Origin of the sequence: Mesorhizobium sp. B2-4-3 (assembly GCF_006442815.1) — a bacterium.
GTDB lineage: Bacteria > Pseudomonadota > Alphaproteobacteria > Rhizobiales > Rhizobiaceae > Mesorhizobium.
The window spans coordinates 224,636-250,144 of sequence record NZ_VFVL01000004.1 but is presented as its reverse complement, the minus strand read 5'-3'; the positions used below and the strand labels follow the sequence as shown (position 1 = coordinate 250,144).

23 protein-coding genes and 1 tRNA gene are annotated in these 25,509 nt (G+C 63.1%); 10 read left to right on the top strand and 14 right to left on the bottom strand.

Going from position 1 to position 25,509, the window contains the following annotated elements; genetic code table 11:
- Positions 1–60 precede the first annotated feature (60 nt).
- The 5 genes from FJ956_RS06795 (at position 61) to FJ956_RS06775 (ending at position 3,574) form a co-directional block, all read left to right on the top strand.
- The gene (locus tag FJ956_RS06795; RefSeq protein ID WP_246671967.1) at positions 61–582 is read left to right on the top strand and encodes a sigma-70 family RNA polymerase sigma factor; all 522 of its coding nucleotides are present in this window, start codon (positions 61–63) and stop codon (positions 580–582) included.
- Positions 579–1,352 (top strand): anti-sigma factor, encoded by a 774-nt coding sequence (locus FJ956_RS06790; RefSeq protein ID WP_140672971.1) that lies wholly within the window; start codon positions 579–581, stop codon positions 1,350–1,352. Before FJ956_RS06795 ends, FJ956_RS06790 begins: the two co-directional genes overlap by 4 nt.
- A gap of 35 nt (positions 1,353–1,387) precedes the next feature.
- Positions 1,388–2,104 carry a Bax inhibitor-1/YccA family protein gene (locus FJ956_RS06785; RefSeq protein ID WP_140672970.1) on the top strand — a complete coding sequence of 239 codons (717 nt, stop codon included), beginning with the start codon at positions 1,388–1,390 and terminating at the stop codon, positions 2,102–2,104.
- Between the two features lie 180 nt (positions 2,105–2,284).
- Positions 2,285–3,160, top strand: coding sequence for an aldose 1-epimerase family protein (locus tag FJ956_RS06780; RefSeq protein WP_140672969.1), 876 nt, complete (start codon positions 2,285–2,287; stop codon positions 3,158–3,160).
- 3 nt (positions 3,161–3,163) lie between these two features.
- On the top strand, positions 3,164–3,574 hold the full coding sequence (locus tag FJ956_RS06775) for a hypothetical protein (RefSeq protein WP_140672968.1): 411 nt from the start codon (positions 3,164–3,166) through the stop codon (positions 3,572–3,574).
- Positions 3,575–3,628: 54 nt separating this feature from the next.
- Here FJ956_RS06775 and FJ956_RS06770 read toward each other — a convergent pair whose 3' ends face one another.
- The gene (locus tag FJ956_RS06770; protein ID WP_140672967.1) at positions 3,629–4,189 is read right to left on the bottom strand and encodes an outer membrane beta-barrel protein; all 561 of its coding nucleotides are present in this window, start codon (positions 4,187–4,189) and stop codon (positions 3,629–3,631) included.
- A 323-nt stretch (positions 4,190–4,512) separates the two neighbouring features.
- Entirely contained in the window at positions 4,513–5,427 is a 915-nt protein-coding gene (locus FJ956_RS06765) for an agmatinase (RefSeq protein WP_140672966.1), read from the bottom strand.
- Between the two features lie 267 nt (positions 5,428–5,694).
- Between FJ956_RS06765 and FJ956_RS06760 the strand changes: the two genes are divergently transcribed.
- The gene (locus FJ956_RS06760; protein WP_181170081.1) at positions 5,695–6,021 is read left to right on the top strand and encodes a hypothetical protein; all 327 of its coding nucleotides are present in this window, start codon (positions 5,695–5,697) and stop codon (positions 6,019–6,021) included.
- A 164-nt stretch (positions 6,022–6,185) separates the two neighbouring features.
- Here the strand turns inward: FJ956_RS06760 and FJ956_RS06755 are convergent, their stop codons facing one another.
- The 8 genes from FJ956_RS06755 to FJ956_RS06715 form a co-directional block, all read right to left on the bottom strand.
- Positions 6,186–7,103 carry an NADP-dependent oxidoreductase gene (locus tag FJ956_RS06755; protein ID WP_140672964.1) on the bottom strand — a complete coding sequence of 306 codons (918 nt, stop codon included), beginning with the start codon at positions 7,101–7,103 and terminating at the stop codon, positions 6,186–6,188.
- A 725-nt stretch (positions 7,104–7,828) separates the two neighbouring features.
- A complete protein-coding gene (locus FJ956_RS06745; protein ID WP_140672963.1) occupies positions 7,829–8,650 on the bottom strand; it encodes an MBL fold metallo-hydrolase in 822 nt (273 codons plus the stop codon).
- A gap of 3 nt (positions 8,651–8,653) precedes the next feature.
- Entirely contained in the window at positions 8,654–9,448 is a 795-nt protein-coding gene (locus FJ956_RS06740) for a TatD family hydrolase (protein WP_140672962.1), read from the bottom strand.
- Positions 9,448–10,992, bottom strand: coding sequence for a methionine--tRNA ligase (metG, locus tag FJ956_RS06735; RefSeq protein WP_140672961.1), 1,545 nt, complete (start codon positions 10,990–10,992; stop codon positions 9,448–9,450). Before metG ends, FJ956_RS06740 begins: the two co-directional genes overlap by 1 nt.
- A gap of 90 nt (positions 10,993–11,082) precedes the next feature.
- Positions 11,083–12,138 (bottom strand): DNA polymerase III subunit delta', encoded by a 1,056-nt coding sequence (locus FJ956_RS06730; RefSeq protein ID WP_140672960.1) that lies wholly within the window; start codon positions 12,136–12,138, stop codon positions 11,083–11,085.
- Positions 12,135–12,809: a dTMP kinase gene (tmk, locus tag FJ956_RS06725; RefSeq protein ID WP_140672959.1), complete on the bottom strand. Its 675-nt coding sequence runs from the start codon at positions 12,807–12,809 to the stop codon at positions 12,135–12,137. The genes FJ956_RS06730 and tmk overlap by 4 nt, the downstream gene beginning before the upstream one ends.
- 72 nt (positions 12,810–12,881) lie before the next feature.
- Positions 12,882–14,060 carry a D-alanyl-D-alanine carboxypeptidase family protein gene (locus FJ956_RS06720; protein ID WP_140672958.1) on the bottom strand — a complete coding sequence of 393 codons (1,179 nt, stop codon included), beginning with the start codon at positions 14,058–14,060 and terminating at the stop codon, positions 12,882–12,884.
- A gap of 121 nt (positions 14,061–14,181) precedes the next feature.
- On the bottom strand, positions 14,182–15,447 hold the full coding sequence (locus tag FJ956_RS06715) for a septal ring lytic transglycosylase RlpA family protein (protein ID WP_140672957.1): 1,266 nt from the start codon (positions 15,445–15,447) through the stop codon (positions 14,182–14,184).
- 562 nt (positions 15,448–16,009) lie between these two features.
- On the opposite strand from FJ956_RS06715, the gene FJ956_RS06710 reads away from it, so the two are divergent.
- From FJ956_RS06710 to rimO, 4 genes are all read left to right on the top strand, one after another.
- Positions 16,010–16,099: transfer RNA gene (locus tag FJ956_RS06710), tRNA-Ser, on the top strand.
- A 1,664-nt stretch (positions 16,100–17,763) separates the two neighbouring features.
- Positions 17,764–18,171, top strand: a complete 408-nt coding sequence (locus tag FJ956_RS06705) for a DUF930 domain-containing protein (protein ID WP_181170080.1) — start codon at positions 17,764–17,766, stop codon at positions 18,169–18,171.
- Positions 18,172–18,440: 269 nt separating this feature from the next.
- Positions 18,441–19,127, top strand: coding sequence for a TerC family protein (locus FJ956_RS06695; RefSeq protein WP_140672956.1), 687 nt, complete (start codon positions 18,441–18,443; stop codon positions 19,125–19,127).
- 175 nt (positions 19,128–19,302) lie between these two features.
- Positions 19,303–20,616, top strand: a complete 1,314-nt coding sequence (gene rimO / locus FJ956_RS06690) for a 30S ribosomal protein S12 methylthiotransferase RimO (RefSeq protein WP_140672955.1) — start codon at positions 19,303–19,305, stop codon at positions 20,614–20,616.
- Positions 20,617–20,698: 82 nt separating this feature from the next.
- Here the strand turns inward: rimO and FJ956_RS06685 are convergent, their stop codons facing one another.
- The 4 genes from FJ956_RS06685 to FJ956_RS06670 are packed head-to-tail and all read right to left on the bottom strand — an operon-like array spanning position 20,699 to position 25,442.
- Positions 20,699–21,766 carry a BMP family ABC transporter substrate-binding protein gene (locus tag FJ956_RS06685; RefSeq protein ID WP_140672954.1) on the bottom strand — a complete coding sequence of 356 codons (1,068 nt, stop codon included), beginning with the start codon at positions 21,764–21,766 and terminating at the stop codon, positions 20,699–20,701.
- Between the two features lie 51 nt (positions 21,767–21,817).
- Positions 21,818–22,738 (bottom strand): ABC transporter permease, encoded by a 921-nt coding sequence (locus tag FJ956_RS06680; RefSeq protein WP_140672953.1) that lies wholly within the window; start codon positions 22,736–22,738, stop codon positions 21,818–21,820.
- The gene (locus FJ956_RS06675; RefSeq protein WP_140672952.1) at positions 22,738–23,868 is read right to left on the bottom strand and encodes an ABC transporter permease; all 1,131 of its coding nucleotides are present in this window, start codon (positions 23,866–23,868) and stop codon (positions 22,738–22,740) included. The genes FJ956_RS06680 and FJ956_RS06675 overlap by 1 nt, the downstream gene beginning before the upstream one ends.
- Positions 23,865–25,442, bottom strand: a complete 1,578-nt coding sequence (locus FJ956_RS06670) for an ABC transporter ATP-binding protein (RefSeq protein ID WP_181170079.1) — start codon at positions 25,440–25,442, stop codon at positions 23,865–23,867. Before FJ956_RS06670 ends, FJ956_RS06675 begins: the two co-directional genes overlap by 4 nt.
- Positions 25,443–25,509 lie beyond the last annotated feature (67 nt).

Genomic DNA, 25,509 nt, shown 5'->3' with positions numbered 1-25,509 from the left:
AAATGCCGGGCAGGGGATTAAAATCCCTACATGCTCCGTAAACAGGGCATGAAACGGTCGATGGCACGCTTCGATATCGTCGGTCAGTTGGGGTCGCTGCGGCGCTACGCGCGCTCGCTGACGCGCGATAGCGCCGACGCCGAGGATCTCGTCCATGACGCGCTGGTGCGCGCCTATGAGCGGCGCGCGACCTTTCGCTCAAGCGGCAATCTGCGCGCTTGGCTCCTGGCGATCGTGCACAACATCTTCATCGACCGCATGCGCTCGCGCCGCTCCGAGGCGGCGCGCGTCGAGCAGGCCGGCCTTGTCGCCGACCAAAGCATGCCGGCGTCGCAGGACCATGCGGTGCGCCTGTCCCAGGTCCGGGAAGCGTTTCTTTCGCTCCCGGAGGAGCAGCGCTCCGCCCTGCACCTCGTCGCCATCGAGGGGCTTTCCTACCAGCAGGCCGCCGATGTCATCGGCGTGCCGCTCGGAACCTTGATGTCGCGCATCGGCCGCGCGCGTGCCGCGCTTCGCGAGATGGAGGAGGGCGCGGCGTCGAAAGCCAGGCCTCATCTCAGGATCGTGGGAGACGATCAATGACCGCCATTGTCGACCCCGTAACCGATGCCGATCTCGACGCCTATGTCGACGATCAACTGGATGTCGCCCGCCGCATCGAGGTCGAGGCGTTCCTCGCCGCGCGCCCGGAAGCGGCGGCGCGCGTGATGTCCGATTTGAGGACGCGCGATGAACTGCGAGTAGCACTTGCAGGCCCCATCGGTAGGGCGCGTCCAGCCGCGACAGAAGCGGCGCGACGGCTGGAAAGGGCGCTTGCCAGGGGCCGTATCCTTGCCGTGCTGCAGCGCGCCGCGGCCGCGGCCGTGCTGGTCGCGGCGGGCTGGCTTGCCAACGGCATTTTCGGGCCGATCGCGGTCACCAAGGTGGTCGCCTCGACGCAGCCGCCGGCCTATGTCGAGGATGCGGTCCGGGCGCACCGCACGACGTTGGTGCGCGAGACGATGCCGTCGCAGCAAGAGGCGCCGGGCTACGACGCCGATGATATCCGCGCCGCCACCGCGATCGTGATGCCGTCGCTGCCCGACGACTGGAAGGTCCGCGACGTCCAGGTCTATCCCTCGCAATTCGGCCCGAGCGTCGAGGTGGCGGTGGAGACCAAGGATCTCGGCCTTGTCTCGCTGTTCGCCATCAGGCCCGGCACGTTCGATGTGGTGAAGCCGACGATCGCGCCCTCCGATGACATTTCAACCGCGTATTTCCAGATCGGCGAGGTCGCCTATGCCGTGGTCGGACGCAGCGGCGCCGGCAATCTCGACCGTGCCGCCGAGAAACTCGCTAGAACCCTCTACTGAGAACAGACCCTCTACTGAGAACCAAGGAGAACCAAATGAACAGCCCCAATCTGGGATACCGAACGGGCGCCGGCGTCCAGGCCGGAGCCGTCTATGACGAGGGCCTGCGCAAGCACATGCTGCGCGTCTACAACTATATGGGCCTCGGCCTCGTCGTCACCGGCCTCGTCGCGTTCTTCGTGGCCTCGACGCCGGCGCTCTATGTGCCGATCTTCTCCAGCCCGCTGAAATGGGTGGTGATGCTGGCGCCGCTCGCCTTCGTCATGCTGTTCTCGTTCAGGATGCAGACCATGTCGGCCTCGGGCGCGCAGGCGATGTTCTGGGCCTTCTGCGCCGTCATGGGCCTTTCGCTTGCCTCGGTGTTCCTGGTGTTCACCTCGACCAGCATCGCGCGCACCTTCTTCATCGCCGCCACGATGTTCGGCGCCACCAGCCTCTACGGCTACACGACCAGGCGCGACCTGACGCAGTTCTCGTCCTTCCTGATCATGGGCCTGATCGGCGTGGTCATCGCCAGCCTGGTCAACCTGTTCCTCGGCTCGACTGCGCTGCAGTTCGCCATCTCGGTGATCGGCATTGCCGTCTTCGTCGGCCTGACCGCCTGGGACACGCAGACGATCAAGGAGCAGTATGCGGAGAACTTCGATGCGGAATCGCAGCAGAAGCTCGCCGTCTTCGGCGCCTTCTCGCTCTATCTGAACTTCATCAACATCTTCCAGCTGCTCCTGAATTTCACCGGCGAGCGCGAATAGGCCCGGACCGTGGCAGGCAACGCTGCCGATCTCGGCATGGCCGGAGGGAAACCTCCGGCCATTTTTTCGACGCTGCATCGAGGGCATCCACGGCCAAGGTGAGGCGCCCCCCCCCGCGCTTGAGTTCACGCGCGGCCTTTTGCTAGCCTGCCGGCCAGACCAGCCAGCCGCGAGGACGCAATGGAACAACTGACGCTTCACGCTGACGGCATTTCGGCGACCATCGTCGGGCAGGGGGCCGAGCTGGTCTCGCTGCGCGATGCCGACGGCACCGAGCTTCTGTGGCAGGCGGGCCCAGCCTGGCGCCGTCATTCGCCGGTCCTGTTCCCGATCGTCGGCCGGCTCAAGGGCGACCAGCTGCGGCATCGCAGCCAAACCTATCCGATGACGCAGCACGGCTTTGCCCGCGACAGGGGCTTTGCCTGGGCGGAGCAGGGGCCGACCGCCTGCACATTGGTGCTGACCGATGACGCCGAGACCCGGAAGCACTATCCCTTCGCCTTTCGCCTGGCCATCGGCTACGAGCTGAAACCCCGGCAGCTCGGCGTGACCTTCGAGATCGCCAACACGGGCGACGGGACGCTGCCCGCCTCGATCGGCGCGCATCCGGCGTTCAACTGGCCGCTGCTGCCGGAACTGCCCAAGGAGGCCTACAGGTTGACCTTCGCCGAGGATGAACCGGCGCCGGTCCGACGTCTGAAGGACGGCCTGCTGCTGCCGGCCCCGCAACCGACGCCCATCGAGGGAAAGACGCTGTCGCTTTCCGAAAGACTGTTCGACGACGACGCCGTCATCCTCGACAGACCGGCCAGCACCAGCGTGCGCTATGCCGCCGGGCGCGGACCGGCGATCGAGATGTCGTGGCAGGGCTTCGACGAGCTCGGCATCTGGTCCAAGCCCGGCGGCGCGCCGTTCCTGTGCATCGAGCCCTGGCACGGCATCGCCAGTCCCATCGATTTCGACGGCGAGCTCGCCGACAAGCCGGGTGTCATGCTGATCGAGCCGGGCGCCCGGCGCGTGCTGAGCTACCGGATCGGCCTCAACCGGGACCCGTGAGGCATGGCATATGCCATCAAGGCCGAGATCGAAAATCCGCAGGCGGAAGCATTCGTCTTCACCGCCCAGAAAACCATGTATGGTGGCAAGGCCATTGCCGAAAGCGACGTCGTCTTCCTGTTCGCCAGCGAGAACGAAGGCGGGCAGGGGCTGGTCGCTCGTGGCGTCGTGACGTCATCCCAGGCAATCCCAAAACGACCCGACCTCGAACGGCAGACGCCCCGTGTCAGCGTCTCTATCCGCCGCACGGCGTCGGCGGCCAAGCGATTGGGGCGTGATGAGCTCAAGCGCTTCAAGGACTGGCAGGACGGAAGGCCGCAGACCGAGCTCAATTTCAAGTTCTACCGCCAGGCGACCAACAAGATCGTGGGCATTTCGGACGAGGCGGCGGCGTTTCTCGACGGGTTTTTCTAACAGGAAAGCCCGGCGCGAGGGCCGGGCCAATCCAAATCAGGTTTGTTGATCGGCTCAGTTGGAGAACTTGTAGCTCAGCCGCGCCATGACCGCATCGGCCCGGGCCTTGATCTTGAAAGTCTCCGGGTTTGCGCCGTGCTCACCGTTGTCATCATAGACATTCGGTCCCGTGCCGGTCTTGGATCCAAGATCGATATGCGTATAGTCGATCCCGAGGATCAACTTGTCGGTAAGAGCGTAGTCGATACCCGCGCCTACAGCATAGCCGTTTTGCCATCCGCTTTGGTCGTAGCTCACACCCCGGTTCGCATAACAACAGTCGTGGGCATTGAAGCTGACTTCGCCGCCAGCATAACCGCCCTTGGCATAGACCATGAAGCGATCGAAAGCATAGCCAACCCGACCAACCACAGTTGCGTAGTGCTTCAGCTTAGCGGTCTCGGTATCGCTGTCAGGGAAGTAGGGGCTGGTGATGGTCTTGTTGATTCCAGTGGCGGTCCAGGTCGCCTCGCCGCCGAAGCGGCGGTCGCGCTGAGTCCGGCCAGCGCGGCAATTGCAACAAGTCTCTTCACTGATTCCTCCGATCCACCCAAATCCCATCGGTGATGTAACCATAGTCGAATATTCGAAAATAAAGTGTGACGATTTAGCCGCACTGCGATGAAAATCAGAGACTTACGTAGTAGTAAGTAAAAAAATGGTGTAACAGGATGATCCAATGCTTGTGGCGGCGATAAAGGTCGATCAGTCGCCTTCAACCCGACAATACAGCAAAGCAACTTGAAGAAACACCGCCGCCGTAGGTTGGAAATCCGATGGTCGCAGGGCAGAAGTCTTTTCAATTTTCTGCGAAACAGGTCCCGGCTTTCTGCAACTAGAAGGCGGTCGAGGAGCCGAATTCGTTTCTGGGCTTGGGCGAGGGCACGCCAAGCGGGCCATCAGCCGGCTTGCCGAGTGATGGCGCCTATCACATTGACGAGAAGCCGCGCCGCGGTCAGCGCCGTCAAATTGTCGATGTCGGCGGGAGGATAGAATTCGACGAGGTCGAACCCTGCGATCCTGGCCCGCTTGCCGAGGCCCGCGATCAGATCGATCGCCTGCGTGTAGGCGAGGCCGCCAGGCGTGCGCGCCGCCACGCCCGGCATGATCGAGGGATCGAGACTGTCGCAGTCGAGGGTGACGACAACGTTTGCGCCTTCCGGAATGTGCTGCAAAGCGGCTTCGGCGCCCTGGGCGTGAACCTCGCGGGCCGTGACGAAACGGCTGCCGTAGCGCCGCGCCGCTTCGATGTCCTCTAGACGCGCGCTGCCGACGCTGCGCAGGCCGACCTGCACCATGCCGGCGATATGCGGCATCTCGCTCGCCCGGCGCATCGGGCTCGAATAGCCGTAGCGTTCGCCGTGCACTTCGTCGCGCCAGTCGATATGGGCGTCGATCTGCAGAATCCAGATTGGCCCATGATCCGCAAAGCCGGCGAGGAAAGGGATGGTGGCGGAACAGTCGCTGCCAAGCAGGATCGGTACGGCCGGCAAGGACAGAACTTCGCGCGTCTTTGCCTCGATCCGGGCCCGATTACCGGCATTGTCATGCATGATGGTCAAGACATCGCCGGCATCGACGCAGCAGACCGGTCCGCCATTGAACAGGGGACCGCCGAGATCGAAATCCCAGTGTTCGACCAGCGGGATGTCGTCCTGGCTCGCAATTCGGATGGCATCGGCGGCCTTGACATAACCGCTGCTGTCCTCGCCGGGATAGGTGCTGCCATGGCCCGCGCCGAAGATCACCGCTCGCGGCACGCGCCTATCGGCGAGGCGATCGGGAAAGCCAAGAAAGCAAGGCGGAGCGGTCATTTTCTGCATGCCTTTGTTGTTGCGTCCCAGCGTGGCAGCAGTCTGGGGCAGGGTAGTTGCTTCAGCCCGTAGTTTTGCGACAATTCGCGTCTCGGGCAACAAGATGGGGCGACGGCGATGAAGAGTGTTCCAATGCTTGCAGGTTGCTGGTTCCTTGCCACCCTTATCGCCCGCAGTGGCCGAAGAGAAACTACGCGCTTCGGACAAGGCGGCGCTCGCCGAATGCCTGAAACAGATGCGGAAGGCCACATCGTTTATGGAGGTATGATGCCAAGGTTCTCATGGCGGGCAGGGCTCGTTTTCGGCATGTGCGCCACGCCTATCGCCCTGCTTCTGGCACTCTTTTCCGCCGGATCCGGGCATGGCGACTGGGTGTTGGCGCGCGCTCTCTATCCGATACCCATGCTGGCGACACTGTTGACCAACAACACCGTCACCAGCCTGTCGGTGGGGCTGGCTCTGGCACAGTTTCCTGCCTACGGGGCATTCGTTGCCCCGGGCGGCAGCATCAGATGGCTGGCGCTCGGTCTCGTCCATCTCGTTGCAATCGCCGCCGCCTTCAGCGGGGTTCTCGGCTATTTCGAGGGGGCGTAGCGGCAACGCGCCGATGCTGCCACGCGATGAAGTAAGGCACATCTCCGTCGATAAGACGCCCCTGACTGGCTTGCGGTGATCGCATTGGCGCGGTCCCTGAAGCGGTTGATCCAAGGAGCGCGCGGGAACCAATCGGCCAGGAAGATCCGTTGCAGATGCGAGGTTCACGTGCGAATGCGGATGACCGTCTTCCCAGCCCGTCGCTCAGTCGAATTGAAGGTAGCGATCGCATCTTCGAGGGACGAGACCTTGCCGATGTTCGTCCGCAGTCTTCCGTCCCTGACCCGCTGAACTATCTCAAAAAGCTGGGCGCGATCAGCCTCGACGACGAAGTCAACCGTCAGGCCATCTGCAGGTCGAATATCCGTCGGTCCGACGGCTGTCACAAGCGTTCCACCGGCCCGGATCAGCGCTGCGGACCGCTTCTGGATGTCGCCGCCGATGACGTCGAACACCAGATCGACGCCACCGACGTCTTCCAGGGTGTCGCTCCCGAGGTCGACGAATTCATTTGCGCCGAAGTCGAGCGCCTTCTGGCGGTCGGCGGCGCGGCCGGTGCCGATGACATAGGCTCCGGCCTCTCGTGCAAGCTGCGTCACGACCGAACCGACGGCGCCGGCTGCGCCATGCGCGAGGACGCTCTGCCCAGCCTGCAGACGGCCATGCTGGAACAGACCCTGCCACGCGGTCAGACCCGAGATTGGCAGGCTCGCGCCCACCGTGAAGTCGACGTCGCCCGGCAGCGGCGCGAGATTGCGTGCTTCCATGGCGACATACTCAGCGAGCGTGCCGTCGCGATGCCAGTCGGCGAGGCCAAACACCCGCTGTCCCACAGACAGCCCCGTCGTGCCGTAGCCGAGGGCTGTGACCACGCCGGCCAGCTCATGACCTGGGATCGATGGAGTCCTGTCCTGGTCGCGCCGGTCGGCCCAGGTCGAGGGCCAACCCAGTTCGGTGTTGACGAATCCTGCCGCATGAACCTGAACGACGACGTCGTTTATCGCGGCTTGCGGCTCGGGGCGCTCCACCAGCTTCATCCCGGCCGTTCCCGAAGCCTGATCCGTGACAATGATTGCTTTCATCGGAATTGCCTTTCTGTCGTTTGTCTCTTCGGTGGAAATGCTGCCTGCTGGCCGGTATGAGTGGCAAGCGGGTTGCGTTCATTGATGATTTCGACTGTCGCAGCGCCGGATAAAAATTGCCAATAGCCGGCATGTATAGTTTCCGTGCCGGTCGGCAATTGTTGCGCGCGATGGCGCTTCCTCGCTCATAAAGCGGCACAGGGAGAGCGGTGAGGGCAGAGCAATGGAACTCAACCAGATTCGATATTTCCTGAACCTGGCGGACACCTCAACTTCACCGAGGCGCGCCATGCACAGCGGGGTGTCCCAGCCCAGCTGGAATTCGTCATGGCGCTGATCCTGATGGCGGCGCTCTGCTGCTACGGCTATGCATTGGGAGGCGGCATCATGGCCTCGCTACTTTCCAGCCCGCGCCAACCTGCGCGTCTTTGATTTCCTTTCCGGCCTCATCCTCACAATCTTCGCGCTGACGATGGCCATGGAGCTAGTCAGTCAATGAGCAGCGGCTAGTGGCCGCTGTACGCGCTGCCTGGTGGAGTTGTGGTCGTGAGAAAGTCGCATAAGATATATTATGGAACTAGCGGGTCGGGCGCATACCCGGGAATTGCTGCGGCTTTCGCTGCTGGCGACGAACTCCGCGGATTACTCCCTGCAACGCTTCGCGACTTCGATATCTCGACCGAACGTTCGACAGACGAACTGCAACACAAACTGAGCAGCTGACGCTATCGTTCTGACTCGTAAGGAATTTCGACCACCATGCCATCATAGGCGGGCACCACGTGATCCGGCGTTTCGGCCATCACGGCGGCGTAGTCGAGCGGCACATGCATATGCGTCAGCACGGCGTTCTTCGGCGCCAGCTTTTCGATCCACTCCAGCGCCTGGCCGAGCGACAGATGGCTGGGATGGGTGTTGTACTGCAGCGCATCGATGACCAGCATGTCGAGGTCGCGCAAACGCTCTGCCGTGGCGGTCGGAAAGTCGCTGATATCAGGGCAATAAGCGAGCCCGCCGACGCGGAAGCCCAGCGAGATGATGTCGCCATGGATCTGCGGCAGCGGCTCAAGGGCGAGGGGGCCCCCCTCGCCTTCGATCACCACCGGGCTCGCGTGGTCGATAAGATGCGACTTGACGATCGGCGGATAAGAGCTGCCGGGTGGCGTCTCGAAGCAATAGCCGAACGCCTGGCGCAGCCGCAGCATGGTCGGCTCGTCGGCATGGACATCGATGCGATGGCGTTGCTCGAGCACGTAGCCGCGCAGATCGTCGATGCCGTGGATGTGGTCGGCATGCGGATGCGTGTAGACGACCGCGTCGATGCGCTTGACCGAGGCCAGCAGCATCTGCTCGCGGAAATCCGGCCCGGTGTCGATGACGACTGTAGTACGCGCGCCGTTGGCGGCAACACGCTCGACCAGCGCGGCCGTGCGCATGCGCCGGTTCTTCGGGTTGTTGGGGTCGCAATTGCCCCAATCGCCGGTGATGCGCGGCGTGCCGGGCGATGAGCCACAGCCAAGAACGGTAAAGCGCAGCCGGTCGCCCATGCCTCAGCCCGCCGCCATGTCCGGACGCGGCATCTTGGCGAACAGCCGGAAGAAGTTTCCGGTGGTGATATCGGCGATCTCGGCCTCGCTGACGCCGATGGTCTCGGCAAGCACTTTTGCCGTGTTCGCCACATAGGCCGGTTCGTTGCGTTTTCCGCGATGCGGCACCGGCGCAAGGTAGGGTGCGTCGGTTTCGACCAGCAGCCGGTCGCGTGGGACGTCGGCGGCGATGGCGCGCAGTTCGGTCGAGTTCTTGAAGGTCAGGATGCCGGAAAAAGAGACATAGCCGCCCAGCGCCACGCCGACTTCGGCCAGCCTGCGTCCGGACGAAAAACAGTGCAGGATGAAGGGGAAGGCGCCCTTCCCTGTTTCGTCCTCGAGGATCGACGCCATGTCGTCGTCGGCATCGCGTGCATGGATGACCAGCGGCAAGCCGGTCCGCCGCGCGGCGGCGATATGGGTGCGAAAACCTTGCGCCTGGGCATCGCGCGGCGCCTTGTCATAATAGTAGTCCAACCCGGCTTCGCCGATCGCCACCACCTTGGGATGGCCGGAAAGCCGCACCAGCTCGTCGGCGGTGACGTCCAGCTCTTCCGCGGCATTGTGCGGATGGGTGCCGACCGAGCAATAGACCTCATTGAAAGTTTCAGCGATTTCAAGGGTTTGCTGAAAGCGCTTCACGCGCGTCGAGATCGTCACCATGCGACCGATTCCGGCGGCGAGGGCGCGGGCGACGATAGCCGCCCGCTCCTCGGCGAAGTCCGGAAAGTCGAGATGGCAATGGCTGTCGACCAGCATCAGCTATTGCCGTCTTGCTCGTAGCGCGGAAACACACCCACTGGCGCCGGCAATGCCGCGCCGGGCACCAGCGCGTGGTCGGCGTGGACGTGCTCGAAAGCGCGTTTGTCCGCGGGCACGGCCAACAGGTCGAGCAGTTTCGCGGCCGATCCGGGAACGAAAGGCTGGCAAAGCAGCGCCACACGCCGCACCAGTTCGGCCGTTGTCCACAAGACTGTTTCCATGCGCTCCGGGTCGGTCTTCTTGAGCGCCCAGGGCTCCTGCGAAGCGAAATAGCGATCGGCTTCGGCAACAACGCCGAAGATCGCCGCCAGCGCCAGGTGGATGCCCTGCTCCGCCATTGCCCTGCGCGCGACGGCCAACGCTTCGATCGCCTGGTCGAGGATCGCCGTGTCGGCCTCGGCAAGGTCGCCGCGCGACGGCACCTTGCCGCCACAGTTCTTGGCGATCATCGACAGGGAGCGCTGCGCCAGATTGCCGAGGCCGTTGGCGAGATCGGCATTGGTGCGGTTGACGATCGCTTCATGGCTGTAACTGCCGTCCTGGCCGAACGGCACCTCGCGCAGGAAGAAGTAGCGCACGCGGTCGAGACCGTAATGCTCGACCATGGCGAACGGGTCGACGACATTGCCGACCGACTTCGACATCTTCTCGCCGCGGTTGAACAGGAAGCCGTGGGCAAAGACCCGTTTCGGCAGCTCGATCCCGGCCGACATCAGGAAAGCCGGCCAGTAAACGGCATGGAAGCGCACGATATCCTTGCCGATGATATGCGTGGCCTGCCAAAAGCTCCATTTCTGGGACTTGGTATCGGGATAGCCGGCGGCGGTGATGTAGTTGGTCAATGCATCGACCCAAACATACATCACATGCTTGTCGTCGCCGGGCACCGGAACGCCCCACTTGAAGGTGGTTCGTGAGATCGACAGATCCTTCAGGCCGGACTTGACGAAGCTGAGCACCTCGTTGCGGCGTTCCGCCGGACCGACGAAATCCGGCTGGCTTTCATACAGCGCCAGCAACTTGTCCTGATAGGCGGACAGCCGGAAGAAATAGCTTTCCTCCTCGTTCCATTCGACTGGCGACCCAAGCGGTTCGCGGCGCACGCCATCCTCGCCGAGCGTGGTTTCGCTCTCGTCGAAATAGGCCTCCTGCCGCACCGAATACCAGCCGCTGTAGCGGTCCAGGTAGATGTCGCCATTCGCGGCCATCGCCTTCCAGATCGCCTGGCAGGATGCGTAATGGCGTGGTTCGGTCGTGCGGATGAATTCGTCATTTGAAGCGCCGAGGGTCTCGGTCATCGAGCGGAAGATCGCTGAATTGCGGTCGGCAAGCTCTAAGGGCGCGATGCCTTCCTTCTCGGCCGTCTGCTGCATCTTGAGACCATGCTCGTCAGTGCCCGTGAGAAAGAACACGTCCTTGCCGTCCAGCCGCTGGAAGCGGGCCAGTGCGTCGCTGGCAATGACCGTATAGGCATGGCCGATATGCGGCTTGCCATTCGGATAAAAGATCGGGGTGGTCAGATAGAATTTTTCGCGTGCCATGGATGAAATCGCCATGAATGTCTGAATGGGAAGTGTCGCGGTGGATATCTCATCGAGACGGCGATTGCCATCCCGAGGACAAGGGCGCATTCACATTCGCATCGCAGAATTCAGGCGGTCGATCATGGTCAGGGCGTGCTGCTTCTTGTCGAGGTTGTAGGTCTCGGCCTCAGATATCGTGTTCAGCGCTTCGTGCCAAGCCTCGGACAGCGATTTGGCCCTGGCGAGGTCGCCGGCCAGCGCTGCTTCGCTGGCGGCGGCCGAAAGCAGGTCGAGCGCGCGGCGGTTGAAGATGTCGAACTGGATCGCCTGATCGCGTCCCGCCACGGCCTCGGCAAGGCGGTGGGCGCCGGCAATGTCGGGCTTCCTTGCCGCCACCAGCGTGTCGAGCGCGCCGGCGATCTCCAGCCCGCCATATTGGGTGAGCAGGATCGCGTTGCGGGCGCTGCCCCCTGCCCGCTCGGCAAGCGCGGCGCGCGCGGCCGGATCGTCCGGCGGCGGCGGCTCGACATTGTCCAGCACCGCCATCAGCTCGTCGGCGGCCAGAGGCGCGAGCCGCACCATCTGGCAGCGCGAGCGGATCGTCGGCAACAGGCTGCCCGGTGCGTGCACCACCAGAATGAACAGGGTGCGCGCTGGCGGCTCTTCGAGATTCTTGAGCAAGGCATTGGCGGCGTTGGTGTTCATGTCGTCGGCCGGATCGACGATGACGACGCGGTAGCTGCCGTCATGCGAGGTCATCGACAGGAAACGGCTGACCTTGCGGATCTCGTCGACGGTGAGCACCGTCTTGAAGCTCTTGGTCTTGTCATTGGCCGGACGGGTGAGATGCAGCACCGAAGGATGCGCGCCGGTGGCGATCTGGCGAAACAGCGAGGAAGCCGGGTCGGGAACGGCGAGCGTTTCGGGTGCCGTCTTGAAATCCGGATATCTCAGAAGATGGTGCGCCATGTGGAACGCCAGCGTCGCCTTGCCGATACCTTGCGGCCCGGCAAAAATCAGCGCATGCGGCAGCTTGCCGGCGCGGTAGGCGCTCGCAAGCATCCCTGCCGCCGTCGCGTGGCCGATCAGCCGCGGCGTTTCAGCCGGCTCGGGCACGCCGTCCAGTGTGTCGTGCTGTTCGGGGGCGATGCGTTCGAAGATCATGCCGGCGCCGTCTCAATCCTTTGCGCCGGCATCCGGTCTTCCAGCGCCGCGAAGACGGCGGCGGTGACGACATTTTCCACCGTATCGGGATCGGCGGAAGCGTCGACGACGATGCAGCGCTCCGGCTCCGCCTCAGCGATGGCAAGGAAAGCCTCGCGCCGTCGCCGGTGGATGGCCAAGGTCTCCTTCTCGAAGCGGTCGGCGGCGTCACCGGCGCCGCGCCGCGCGGCGGCCCGCTTCAGGCCTTCAGCGGGATCGATGTCGAAGATCAGCGTCATGTCCGGCATCATGCCGTTGATGGCCACTGCCTCCAGCGCCTTCATGAAATCGGCATCGAGGCCGCCGGTGACCCCTTGGTAGACGCGCGAGGAATCGATGAAACGGTCGCACAGCACGATCGAGCCGCGCTCGACCGCCGGCCGGATGACCTGCTCGACATGGTCGGAGCGCGCGGCGGCGAACAGGATCGCCTCCATCTTCGGGCCGAACGGCTCGGCCGCCCCGGACAGGAGCACATGCCTTACGGCCTCGGCGCCGGGCGATCCGCCCGGTTCGCGGCTGACCAGCACCTCGTATTTCTTGGCGCGCATGCGCCGCGCCAGCCGCTCGATCTGCGTCGACTTGCCTGCTCCTTCGCCGCCCTCGAAGGTGATGAAAAATCCGCTCGCCAATCGAGACTGCCTTTGCCCATGCTGGCCGCTGTCATAGCTCCCGTCCGACAAAAGGTCCACGAACTTGCCCGATCACAAATGTTTCTGACGCAGCCAGCCGACAGCGAGTTCCTTGGCCGCGTCGAGCGCGCGCTGCGGCAGCGTGCCCACCTTCACCGATTCTGCGGCATAGAGCGGCGTCTGCTGGCTCAGCGTCTCGCCTATCCAAACGCGCAATTCCCCGACCGGTTGCCCCTCCTCGACCGGCGCCGACACCGGGCCCTGGTAGACAATCCTGGCGGTCAGCTTGTCGCGGTTGGCGATCGGCAGAAAGATGTCCACTGGCCCCTTGGCTTTCAAGGCCAGACCGGACTTGGCGCCGCCGAAAACCTGCGCTTCGCCGACCACCTCGTCCTTGGCGAATATCTCGGTCTTCTGGAATGACCGCGAGCCCCAGTCGAGCAGCTTGCGCGCCTCTTCGGAGCGTTCGCGGTCATTTGCCAGCCCGCTGAGGGCGACGATCACGCGCGTGCCGTTATGGCTGACGGTGCCGACAAGGCCGAAGCCCGCCTGCTCGCTGGCGCCGGCCACGAAGCCGTCGGCCTCGATGCCCATGGCGATCAGCGGATTGCGGTTCCTCTGCGAGATCTTGTTCCAGGTGAACTCCGGCTGGCTGTAATAGTGGAAGAACTCCGGATAGTCGCGCCACAGATGCAGCGCCAGCATCGTCAGCTCCCGCACCGTCGTCTGCTGGCCGTCTGCCGGCAGGCCGGTCGAATTGACGAAGGTCGATTTCGAGAGGCCGAGCTGGCGGGCGCGATCGGTCATCTGCGCGGCGAAATTCGCTTCCGAGCCCGCCATGCCCTCGGCCAGCACGATACAGCCGTCATTGGCCGCCTGCACGGTGACGCCCTGGATCAAATCCTCGACGCGGACCTCGGATTTGAGCTTGGCGAACATGGTCGAGGTCCCGGACGGCGCGCCACCGGTGCGCCAGGCGTTTTCGCTGACGACGAAAGTGTCGTCGAGCGTGATCCGCTTCGACTTGATGGCGTTGAAGACCATTTCCATCGTCATCAGCTTGGCCATCGAGGCCGGCGGGATCGGCTTGTCGGGGTCCTTGGCGAAGAGCACGGTGCCGGTGTCGGCATCGATCATGAACGCCTGCGTCGCCTTGGTCTCGAAAAGCTGCGCGCTGGCCGGGGCGGAGCAAAGCAACACCAGCACCAATCCCAGAAGGCTGGCGAAAGGCGGAAAAAGGCGCAATTGCATGAAATGCCGACCCAATCTGAGCAACACCGGAAGCGTAGAGCCACCCGGAATTGCGCAAAACTACCCCGCGGCCAAGCTATCAGGGTTTTTTCGGCCGGATCAACGGGCCGCGCGAATTTGATCAGTTACGCACAGCCAGTGCATCCGGCGCGCCATGCGACCAGGCTGCCTGAAGCAGGTCGTCGATGCTGCCATGGCCGTCCGGATAGACATTGACCGCATACCAGTCATTGCCGTCGAGCTCGGTGCGCTGGATCTCGGTCCGGCCGAACGGCTCGAGCGCCGTGGCCACACGCTTTGCCGCCGCGGCCTCGTCGAAAGATCCGGCGGCGACGTAGTCGGATGCGGGCGCCTGTTGCTCTCGGTTCGATTTCCGCCACGACTGCAGGACATCGGCGGGCGACATGCCGCCGGCATCGAGCGCGGCAAAGACGTCGGCGCGCTGTACCCGCTCATCAGCGTAAGACAGCGAAGCCATGGCGAAGGGCGAGTTCGGCGGAAGGGCGAAGTCCGGCCGTTCCGGCACGATTGGCCCGAAATCGGGCAACACGACATCGCTGGCGCCTTGCACCGAGAACGCCGCCGGTTGCACGACCGGCTGATCCGAAAGCCCCGGCTGCGCTGCAAAGGCCTGCCTGGAATTGGTCAACTCGCCCGGGAACGGCGCGGCGGCCGGAGACGCCGCCACCGGCACGCTCGGCGACGGGCCGTTCATGGCCACCATCACGCCGGTCGGCAGGCCGTCCGAAGGATCCGGCCGGTTGTTGCCGGGATGGTACGAGGCTACCAGATACCGGTCGTCATCGCCGTCGAGCGGCGCGCGGCCGACATATTCGACTTTGACCCTGGCGGTGCCGACCTTGGCATAGTCGAGCATCTGCGCCGCGCGTTCGGAGACGTCGATGATGCGGCCTTCGTGATAGGGGCCGCGGTCGTTGACGCGCACGATGACCGAGCTGCCGGTCTCCAGATTGGTGACGCGGGCATAGCTCGGCAGCGGCATCGTCGGATGCGCCGCCGTCAGATGCGTCATGTCATAGACTTCGCCATTGGCGGTCAGGCGGCCGTGGAACGCATCGCCGTACCAGGAAGCAAGGCCGACCTTGGCGTAGCCCTTCTTATCTTCCTTCGGGTAATACCACTTGCCGCGCACCTGGTAGGGCTTGCCGAGCTGGTCGCGGCCGCCGCCGCGCCGCATGAACTGGACACGCGGGCTCGCCTTCACGCCGTATTCGGATTCGGCGAAATATTCCTTGGAGCGGGCCTTCTTGTAGACCATGCCCTTCGGTTCGGGCTGGGAGGCGCAGGCAGCCAAAATAAGGCCCGAAAGGGCGCACAGGGCGAAAGCAGAAGCGCGACGAAGACGCGGGCGCGCCGAAATCTGCATGTCTTCGATTGTCCCCTACCGTGCCATCCGACGGGGCCAGAAGTCGCCCGCCAGGCCAACACCTTGATCCCCAATCCCTTTTGCACAGGAATTGCTTATCACGATGTTAATCGATTATGGCCGCAACAGGGCTAGATTATGGCGAGGCATGGAACTGGGCGATGATCGGACGGCGACATGACAGCCAAAGCCAATTTCCCAGCAGCGACCACGCCCACGGGCGTCAAAGCGCCAGCGCCGATTCGATCAAGTTGCCGGTATGTATGTTATTGCGGTACCGGCGATGCGGTGGCCACAACGTTCGAAAGCTTCTGACGCTTCGTCAAAACCGGCTTCTCGTAGATCTTTTTCATCAATTCCCCCGTTAGAACATTAGCAGGTAGAGATTGGCAGGGTCTTGGCGGCATTGTCAATTGCATCTGACCGGCTTCCTGCAATTGCCCCCGGCTCCCGAGAACATTGACAGATCTTTGCACGGCGCACTAGAGCATGGGGCGCTTGCGTTCGTGTCGGTACCGCTTTTGCGGTCGGCAAGGACGAAGCGCCTCGTGAAGATCACGATGGAGGGATGGCCGAGCGGTTTAAGGCACCGGTCTTGAAAACCGGCGTGGGCGCAAGTTCACCGTGGGTTCGAATCCCACTCCCTCCGCCAGAGGCTCATCGATTTAGTTTAGCATCGATATTCTAAGCAACTGAAAATCAAACGATTTCCGGCGACACAGCAGGGAATCTCGTCGATATCGTTGGATTTCAATCGGCGTTGTGGCCGGGTGGAAAACCGGGTAGCGTCTTCCCATGTGCCGGGTATTCCCGGATACGGAGAAATCGGCGGTCCTTGACAGTGTCGACAGTGGCCTTGGACGCGTCCCCACCAAGCCGGCGCCGTCCAGGTCCGACGACATCGAGCGGGAGCTTGCCAAGGCCCCTATCGAGTTGACACCGGAGACAGTGCCCAAGGCGCGCATTCTGCCGCCGCCGGAGCGAAGGAAGGCAAGCCGACTAGGCTGCCCGTCGGCCTCCGGGTTCAGGCGAAATGGTGGAGCTTGGTCAGCGGTCAGGCGCGATCGACATGGATACGAAGATCCCGTTCGGTCGCGATGAGGATGGCAACGTTACCATGCAGTCGATCCGCGACGTCCTCGCCGATCTGAAAAGTCACGACGATCTTGTCCAGGCGATGAACGAATGCTTCCTAACGAATGCTTCCTGTAGACAGCGGCTCGCTCGGCTTTTTAGGGTCGGGCGAAGCCCGTCATAACCCCAATAGAAATAATGTTTTAGTCGACCGGACAGCCCGTTGACGGACAAGCAATAGCCGTAACCGCGCTCAGCCGATCCTTCTTGGTGAGCGTTGGCTTTTCGTACGTCTTTTTCATATCGTCCCCTTCCCAAACTACAACCCCAGCGGGTCTTGTATCTCGAATTGCGTTGCATCGTCTAGAGGCAAAGCCCCGACGCCACAAGCGTCCCTCAACGCTGCCGGCCAGCACGGGCCTATTGGGGGGCCAGGCGAAACGATGCCCGACCGCGTGCCGGACTTGGGTGCCGCTGTTCGGCGGCTCCCTCCGCCAAACACCGCCGATTGCCTTCTATAGCGCGATAATGTCGCCCGCCGTCGCGCGGCATCGGATAAGCTGCGTGTATGTTCGTCTTGCTCAATGGTTCCTTCGGGATTGGGAAGACCACTGTAGCGAACCTGCTGGCACGCAGTGTCCCCGCAGCCGTCATCTACGACCCTGAGAAAGTTGGATTTGTTCTGCGCAGGCTCCCCGCTTGGATGCTCGGCTTGGCCCGACAGCAGCCGGACTATCAAGATCTTGCGATCTGACGGCGATTGATAGCCCAGGGGGCACTGCGCAAGCATAAGCGCGCGCCCTTAGTGATTGTGCCGATGGCTTTCACCAATCCCGCCTATTTCGATGGCTTCGTGCAAGCTCTCAGCACAGCCGCCCCAGTGCAGCGGCTATGTCTCGTTGCGCCCCTCGAGGTCGTGCGCGGGCGTCCTTCGCTTTGGAGTTCCGATAGATGCAACCAATGAGCCAGCCGAGATTGTTGCAGACATCCGGAAGGAATTGTGTCTTTAGGGCCGCGCCCATTTGGGACGATCATGGGCCGGCTCCGGGCATGGTTTGGGATAGCTAAGGTTCGCGTTTGAGACGGCTATAGCGTAGGCGTAGTTCTCCGTTTAGTCGTTCTCGGCACGTATTGGTTGACGGACTGAAGCGTTCCGGCATGCCCTCCGGGCGTTCCGGCACGCCCTCCGGCATGATGTCAACGGTTGGTGAAGCAGCGTTTATTTGATTTACCGGACAAAATATGCTGCTTCTCGCGCCCATGAAAAAGCTCTGCCTGATGGTTCTGGCGTCGCTGATGCCGGTCTTGCCGGCCAAGGCGATGGACAATGCGTTGCGCGCCGGCCTGATGAAACTCGATCCCCAAACTCGCCTCGAGCAGCGCTGTGACGCCGAGGTGCTCGACCGGATCAGCCACGACGATCGCAACTACAAGGCCGACCGTGTCGTGGCCTACGCCTTCGCCACGCCGCAGATGAGCGCCGATGCCATCAAGAGCTCGGGCGCCGCCTTCCGCAGCAAGGGTCAATGGTACCGGCTGAAGTTCAAATGCCAGACCGCGCCGGACCATATGGAAGTGCTGCAATTCCGCTACAAGATCGGCGACGAAATCCCGGAATCCGACTGGGCCAAATATAATCTCTACGACTAGAGCAATTCCAGGGAAAGTGCGTAGCGGTTTCCCGTCCGGAATTGCGTCAAAACAAAGAGATAGAGCGGTTCGCCGTTTCCGTGAAACGGTGAAACGCTCTAGTTTTCGGCCTCTCCAGCTTGCCGGCGGCCACCCTAATCCCTGAGTGCTTGCGCCATCGGCGCTGTTTTCCAGCGATGTCCAACCCCGTGTCTTGACGCCGATGGACCGGGCCTTTAGGCCCGTCCGGGTAAAGGGCTACGCTCATTTCAGGCAAGGATTTCTAGTCGATGGAAATATTCACTGCCGCAGGCCTTTCGGCTCTCCTCCAGGTCGTCGCAATCGATCTCGCGCTTGCCGGCGACAACGCGATTGTGATCGGCCTCGCGGCAGCCGGCCTTCCCGCGGATCAGCGCAAGCGCGCCATCCTGGTCGGGATCGCGGCGGCCACGGTTCTGCGGATCGTCTTTGCCCTGATCACGCAATGGCTGCTGAGCATCGGCCCGATGTTGCTCATCGCCGGCGGGTTGTTGCTCTTGTGGGTGTGCTGGAAGATGTGGCGCGAGCTGCGCGTCAGCCATGAGGATGAGCGCGACGCGACCGAGGCGCTGTCGAACGGCGACTACAACAAGGACGGCAAGATCGCCGGCAAGTCGCCGCGCAAGACCTTCTCGCAGGCCGCCTGGCAGATCGTTATCGCCGACGTCTCGATGTCGCTCGACAATGTGCTCGCCGTCGCCGGCGCAGCCATGAAGCATCCCACAGTGCTGATCATCGGACTGGTCCTTTCGATCGCGCTGATGGGCTTTGCCGCATCCTTCGTCGCGCGCTTGCTGCACAAATACCGCTGGATCGCCTATGTCGGCCTGCTGATCATCCTCTATGTCGCGGTGAACATGCTTCTGGGAGGCGCCGTGCAGCAGTTTCCCGACCATTTTGCTTTTCTGGCGCCCTGGTTCGGATCGGATGGCCACTGACGCTCTTTCAAGGCGAGCGTCTGCCACATCGCCCCTTGTCATGGCCCGCCGGCAGGTTTGCTTCTGAGCCGAAGCGTGTTATTGCGCGCGAAACGGCTCAAAGCCGCGCGCCGTAGATCGATCTTCGGAGCCTGAGGCTCCTCGATCTCGCCCTCATCTCTTGGAAAACAAGTTCATGTCCGCTCCACGCGTCAGTTTCGTCAGTCTTGGATGCCCAAAGGCGCTCGTCGATTCCGAGCGCATTCTCACGCGGCTGCGCGCCGAGGGCTACGAGATCGCACGCAAGCATGACGGCGCCGACCTCGTCGTCGTCAACACCTGCGGCTTCCTCGATTCCGCCCGCGACGAGTCGCTCAACGCCATCGGCTCGGCGCTGTCGGAGAACGGCCGCGTCATCGTCACCGGCTGCCTCGGCGCCGAGCCGGAGGTCATCCGTGAAAAGCATCCCAATGTGCTGGCGATCACCGGCCCTCAGGCCTATGAGAGCGTGATGGCGGCGGTCCACGAGGCGGCCCCGCCCAGCCACGATCCCTATGTCGACCTGCTGCCGCCACAAGGCGTGAAGCTCACGCCGCGCCACTACGCCTATCTGAAGATTTCCGAGGGCTGCAACAACCGCTGCACCTTCTGCATCATCCCGGCGCTGCGCGGCGATCTCGTCTCGCGTCCGGCCGCGGATGTGCTGCGCGAAGCCGAAAAGCTCGCCAAGGCCGGCGTCAAGGAGATCCTCGTCATCTCGCAGGACACCAGCGCCTACGGCATCGACATCAAGTACCAGACGTCGATGTTCGGCGATCGCGAGGTGCGGGCGAAATTCCTCGACCTCGCCGAGGAGCTCGGCAAGCTCGGCATCTGGATACGCATGCATTATGTATACCCCTACCCGCATGTCGCCGACGTCATTCCGCTGATGGCGGAGGGAAAGATCCTCCCCTATCTCGACATCCCCTTCCAGCACGCCTCGCCGCAGGTGCTGAAGAACATGCGGCGTCCCGCGCATGGCGAGAAGACGCTGGACCGCATCCGCGGCTGGCGCGAGGTCTGCCCGGACCTCGCCATCCGCTCGACCTTCATCGTCGGTTTCCCCGGCGAGACCGAGGACGATTTTCAGATGCTGCTCGACTGGCTGGACGAAGCCAGGATCGACCGCGCCGGCTGTTTCAAATACGAACCGGTCAAGGGTGCGCGCTCCAATGACCTCGGGCTGGAGCAGGTGCCGCAGGAGATCAAGGAAGCGCGTTGGCACCGTTTCATGCAGCGCCAGCAGAAGATCTCGGCAGCGCAGTTGGCCAAGAAAGTCGGAAAGCGCCTCCCGGTGCTGATCGACGAGGCGCATGGTACATCCGGCAAAGGCCGTACCAAATACGACGCGCCGGAGATCGACGGCTCGGTGCACATCCAGTCGCGGCGGCCGCTGCGCGCCGGCGAGATCGTCACGGTAAAGGTAGAGCGCGCCGACGCTTACGACCTTTACGGCTCGGCGGTCTGACAGCACACGCGAACCCAAGCAGTTTCAAAGAAAAAGGGCGCCCGGGGGCGCCCTTTTTCGTTCCGGTTCAGCGACTTGCCGCTTACTGCGGCAGCTTGTCGTCGATGCCCTTGACGTAGAAATTCATGCCGAGCAGCGTGCCGTCGTCGGCGACCTCGCCGTCCTTAAGCCAGGGCGAACCATCCTGCTTGGAGACAGGTCCGGTGAAGGGGTTCCAGCCGCCGGCGATCTTCTTCTCGGTCGCCTCGGCCATCGCCTTCACGTCGTCCGGCATGTTGGTGTAGGGCGCGAGCTTGACGGCGCCGTCCTTGATGCCGAGCCAGACATTGTCCGGCTTCCAGGTGCCGTCGAGCGCGGCCTGGACGCGGCTGATATAGTACGGGCCCCATTCGTCGGTCAGCGAGGTCAGCTGCGCGTTCGGCGCGAACTTGATCATGTCGGACGACTGGCCGAAACCATGCAGCTTGCGCTCCTCGGCGACCTGCAGCGCGGCGGTCGAGTCGGTGTGCTGGACGATGATGTCGGCGCCCTGGTCGAACAGCGCCTTGGCGGCGTCGGCTTCCTTGCCCGGATCGAACCAGGAGTTCACCCACACGATCTTCACCTTGAAGTCGGGATTGACCGACTGAGCGCCGAGGATGAAGGAATTGATGCCCATCACCACTTCCGGGATCGGGAAGGAAACGATGTAGCCGGCGAGGCCCTTCTTCGATTCCTTTGCCGCGATCTGGCCGAGCACATAGCGGCCTTCATAGAAGCGCGCATTGTAGATGCCGAGATTGTCGCCGGTCTTGAAGCCGGTGGCATGCTCGAACATCACCTTGGGAAACTTCTTGGCGACCTTCACCTCGGCATCCATGAAGCCGAAGGAAGTGCCGAAGATGATCTTGCACTTCTCGCGCGCCAGGCGCTCGAAAGCGCGGTCGGCGTCCGGGCCTTCCGAGACGTTTTCGAGATAGGCGGTCTCGACCTTGTCGCCGAGCACCTTCTCGACCTCGAGGCGGCCTTGGTCGTGCTGGTAGGAATAGCCGAAGTCGCCGATCGGACCCGTATAGACCCAGCACGCCTTGAGCTTGTCGGCGGCCTCGGCGGTTGCCGCCAGCGACAGGGCCGCGGTCGTGGTCATCAACGCAATAAGCAGTTTTTTCATTGTGTTACCTCTCTGAGTTAAGCCTTGGAGCTTCCCGTCTTTTTGTTGTTGTCAACGATCCGGAACAAATGGCTGCCCCAACGAAGCCGGCGTGTTCATCATCGTCAGCCGCTTGTTGCGGGAGATTAGAACGAGAACCACGACGGTTGCCAGATAGGGCAGCGAAGAAAGAAACTGCGAAGGCACCGGAATGCCAAAAGCCTGTGCATGAAGCTGGCCGATCCACACCGCGCCGAAGATGTAAGCGCCGGCCAGCACCCGCCACGGGCGCCAGGATGCGAACACCACCAGCGCCAGCGCTATCCAGCCGCGACCCGCGCTCATGTTCTCCACCCATTGCGGCGTGTAGACCAGCGACAGGTGGCCGCCGGCAAGCCCGGCGCAGGCGCCGCCGAAGATCACCGACAGATAACGATAGCGGATGACCTTGATGCCGAGCGCGTGCGCCGACGTATGGCTGTCGCCGATCGAACGCAGCGTAAGCCCTGTGCGCGTCTTGAACAGGAACCACATCACCGCCGCGGTCAGCGCGATCGAGATGTAGAAGACCGGATCCTGGCCGAAGATCAGCCTGCCGACGACCGGGATCGAGCTGATCCCCGGGATGTCGAGATTTGGCAATCTCACGCCCGGCTGGCCGACAAAGCTGGTGCCGATCATACCCGAAAGGCCGAGGCCGAGCAGGGTCAGCGACAGGCCGGTCGCCACCTGGTTGGTCGCGAGCGACAGCGTCATGACGGCGAACAGCAGCGAGAACAGCGCGCCGGCGATGATAGCGGCAAGCAGGCCGATCCACGGCGACCCGGTGAGGTAGCCGGCGCCGAAGCCGCCGACGGCGCCCATGATCATCATGCCCTCGACGCCGAGATTGAGCACACCGGAGCGCTCGACCACCAGCTCGCCGATCGCAGCGATCAAAAGCGGCGTCGCCGCGGTCGCGATGGTCAAAAGGATGTTGACGGCGATGTCCATCAGCGGGCCTCCTCGAGCTTGGGCGCCGCTTCGAGCTGCGCCGCGCCGTTCGGCTTCGTCAGCGCTATGCCGATCAGGCGAATGCGGTAATGGATGAGCGTGTCGCAGCCGAGCACGAAGAACAAAAGCATGCCCTGGAAGACACGCGCCACCTTGTCGGAGATACCGAGCGCGCTCTGAACCGCCTCGCCGCCGAGATAGGTCAGCGCCAGCACCAGGCCCGCGGCCACGATACCCAGCGGATTGAGCCGGCCGAGGAAGGCGACGATGATGGCGGTGAAGCCGTATCCGGGCGATATCACCGGCTGCAACTGGCCGATGGCGCCGGAGACTTCCGAGATGCCTGCAAGGCCGGCCAGCGCTCCGGACAGAAGGAAGGTGAAGAACACCATCCGGTTGAAGCCGAAGCCGGCGAAGCGCCCTGCCCTTGGGCTGGAGCCCAGGACGCGCACCTCGAAACCCTTGAGCATGCGGCTCATCATCAGCCAGACCAGCACGGCGGCAACCAACGCGAAGACGAAGCCCCAATTGGCCCGGCCGGCGTCGGGCATCAGCTCGGGCAGCACAGCGGAATCGCCGAACTGGATCGTCTGCGGGAAGCCATGGCCTTGCGGATCGCGCCATGGACCGCGCACCAGCCAGTCGAGGAAAAGCTGCGCGACATAGACCAGCATCAGGCTGGTCAGGATCTCGTTGGTGCTGAAGCGGGTCTTCAACAACGCCGGGATGGAAGCGTAGAACGCGCCGCCGACCATGCCGAGCAGAAGCATCAGCGGAATCACCAGCGGACCTTCGAATTGCGGGAACAGCACCGGGATGATCGAGCCGAAGATTGCGCCGAAAATGAACTGGCCTTCGGCGCCGATGTTCCAGATATTGGCCTTGTAGCAGACCGACAAGCCGACCGCGATCAGGATCAGCGGCGCTGCCTTGATCGCCAGCTCATGCAACTGCCAGACCTGGCTGATCGGCTCGACGAAATAGATCTCGAAGGCGTTGAGCGGGTTGACGCCGAGCAAGGCGAACATGATGGCGCCGGCGATGATCGTCAGCGCGAAGGCGATGAAGGGCGACAGCATCGAGAACAGCGCCGAGCGCTGCGGGCGTTTGACGAGTTCGATGCGCATCATGCCACCTCCAGGCTGTGTTCGGCGTGGCCGGGCTCGGCGCCGCCCATCAACAGGCCGATCTTCTCGAAAGTCGCCTCGGCGATCGGCAGCGGCACCGACAGTTCGCCGTTGTGCATGACGGCGATCGCGTCCGACAGCTCGAACAATTCGTCGAGGTCCTGGCTGATGACGAGGACCGCCGATCCGCTGCGGGCAAGCTCGATCAGCGCCTGGCGGATGTGCGCGGCGGCACCCGCGTCGACACCCCAGGTCGGCTGGTTGACGACCATCACGCTCGGCTTGCGGTCGAGCTCGCGGCCGACGATGAATTTCTGCAGATTGCCGCCCGACAGCGCAGCCGCCTCGGGATCGGGCGCGCTCTTGCGCACGTCCATGGCTGTGATGATGCGCTGGGCGGCGCTGTACACCGCGCCGTTCTTGACCATGCCGCCTGAGCCGACGAAAGCCTTGCCGTCGGTGGCGTGACGCGAGAGCAGCAGGTTCTCCGAAAGCTTCATGCGCGGTGCCGCGCCATGGCCGAGGCGTTCTTCCGGCACGAAGGCGGCCCCCATCAGCCGCCGGCCGGTGATCGAAAGGCCCCCGGCGTCCTTGCCGCGAATGCGCACGGAACCGGCGTCTTGCTGCAGCACTTCGCCGGAGACGGATTCGAAGAACTCGCCCTGGCCGTTGCCGGCGACGCCGGCGATGCCGATCACTTCGCCGGCGCGCACGGTGAGGTTGATGTTCTTGAGCGGGATGGCGAAGGGCGTCGCCGGCTTACGGCTGAGGCTGCGGATTTGCAGCAGCGCCGGCGCCGTCTCGATGCCTTCCGCCGGCGCGCGCACCACCGCCTTCACCTCGCTGCCCACCATCATGCGGGCGAGCGAGGCGGCGGTCTCCTGGCGCGGGTTGCAATGGCCGACAACCTTGCCGTGGCGCAGCACCGTGGCGCGGTCGCAGATGCGTTTGACCTCTTCCAGCCGATGCGAAATGTAGAGGATCGATTTGCCCTCCGAACGCAGCCGCTCCAGCGTCTCGAACAGCTTGTCGGCTTCCTGCGGCGTCAGCACCGAGGTCGGCTCGTCGAGGATGATGAGCTGCGGCGTCTGCAAGAGGCAGCGGATGATCTCGATGCGCTGGCGTTCGCCGACCGAGAGGTCTCCGACCAGCGAATCCGGATCAAGCGGCAGGCCGTAGCTGTAGGACAGCGCCCTCGCCTTCGCCGCGATGCTGCCGATTGGCGAACCGTCATTGAGCGAAAGCGCGATGTTCTCGGCCGCAGTAAGCGCTTCGAATAGCGAGAAATGCTGGAACACCATGCCGATGCCGAGCTTCTTCGCCACGCCCGGGCTGGTGATCTTGACCGGCTTGCCGTCCCAGAAGATCTCGCCCGAGTTCGGCTCGAGCGATCCGAACAGCATCTTGACCAGCGTCGACTTGCCGGCGCCGTTCTCGCCGAGCAACGCGTGGATTTCGCCCTTCGCGATATTGAGATCGATGTGATCGCACGCCGTCAGCGTGCCGAAAATCTTGGTTAGGCCACGAACCTCGAGCAGGTTCGCCCTGTCATGATTTGCACTCACAGTGCCTCCCATCCGGTTTCCCAGACATGTTCTGTGTTCCCGAAAGCATGGTATGCGCGGCCGGCTCCAGTCGGAAAGC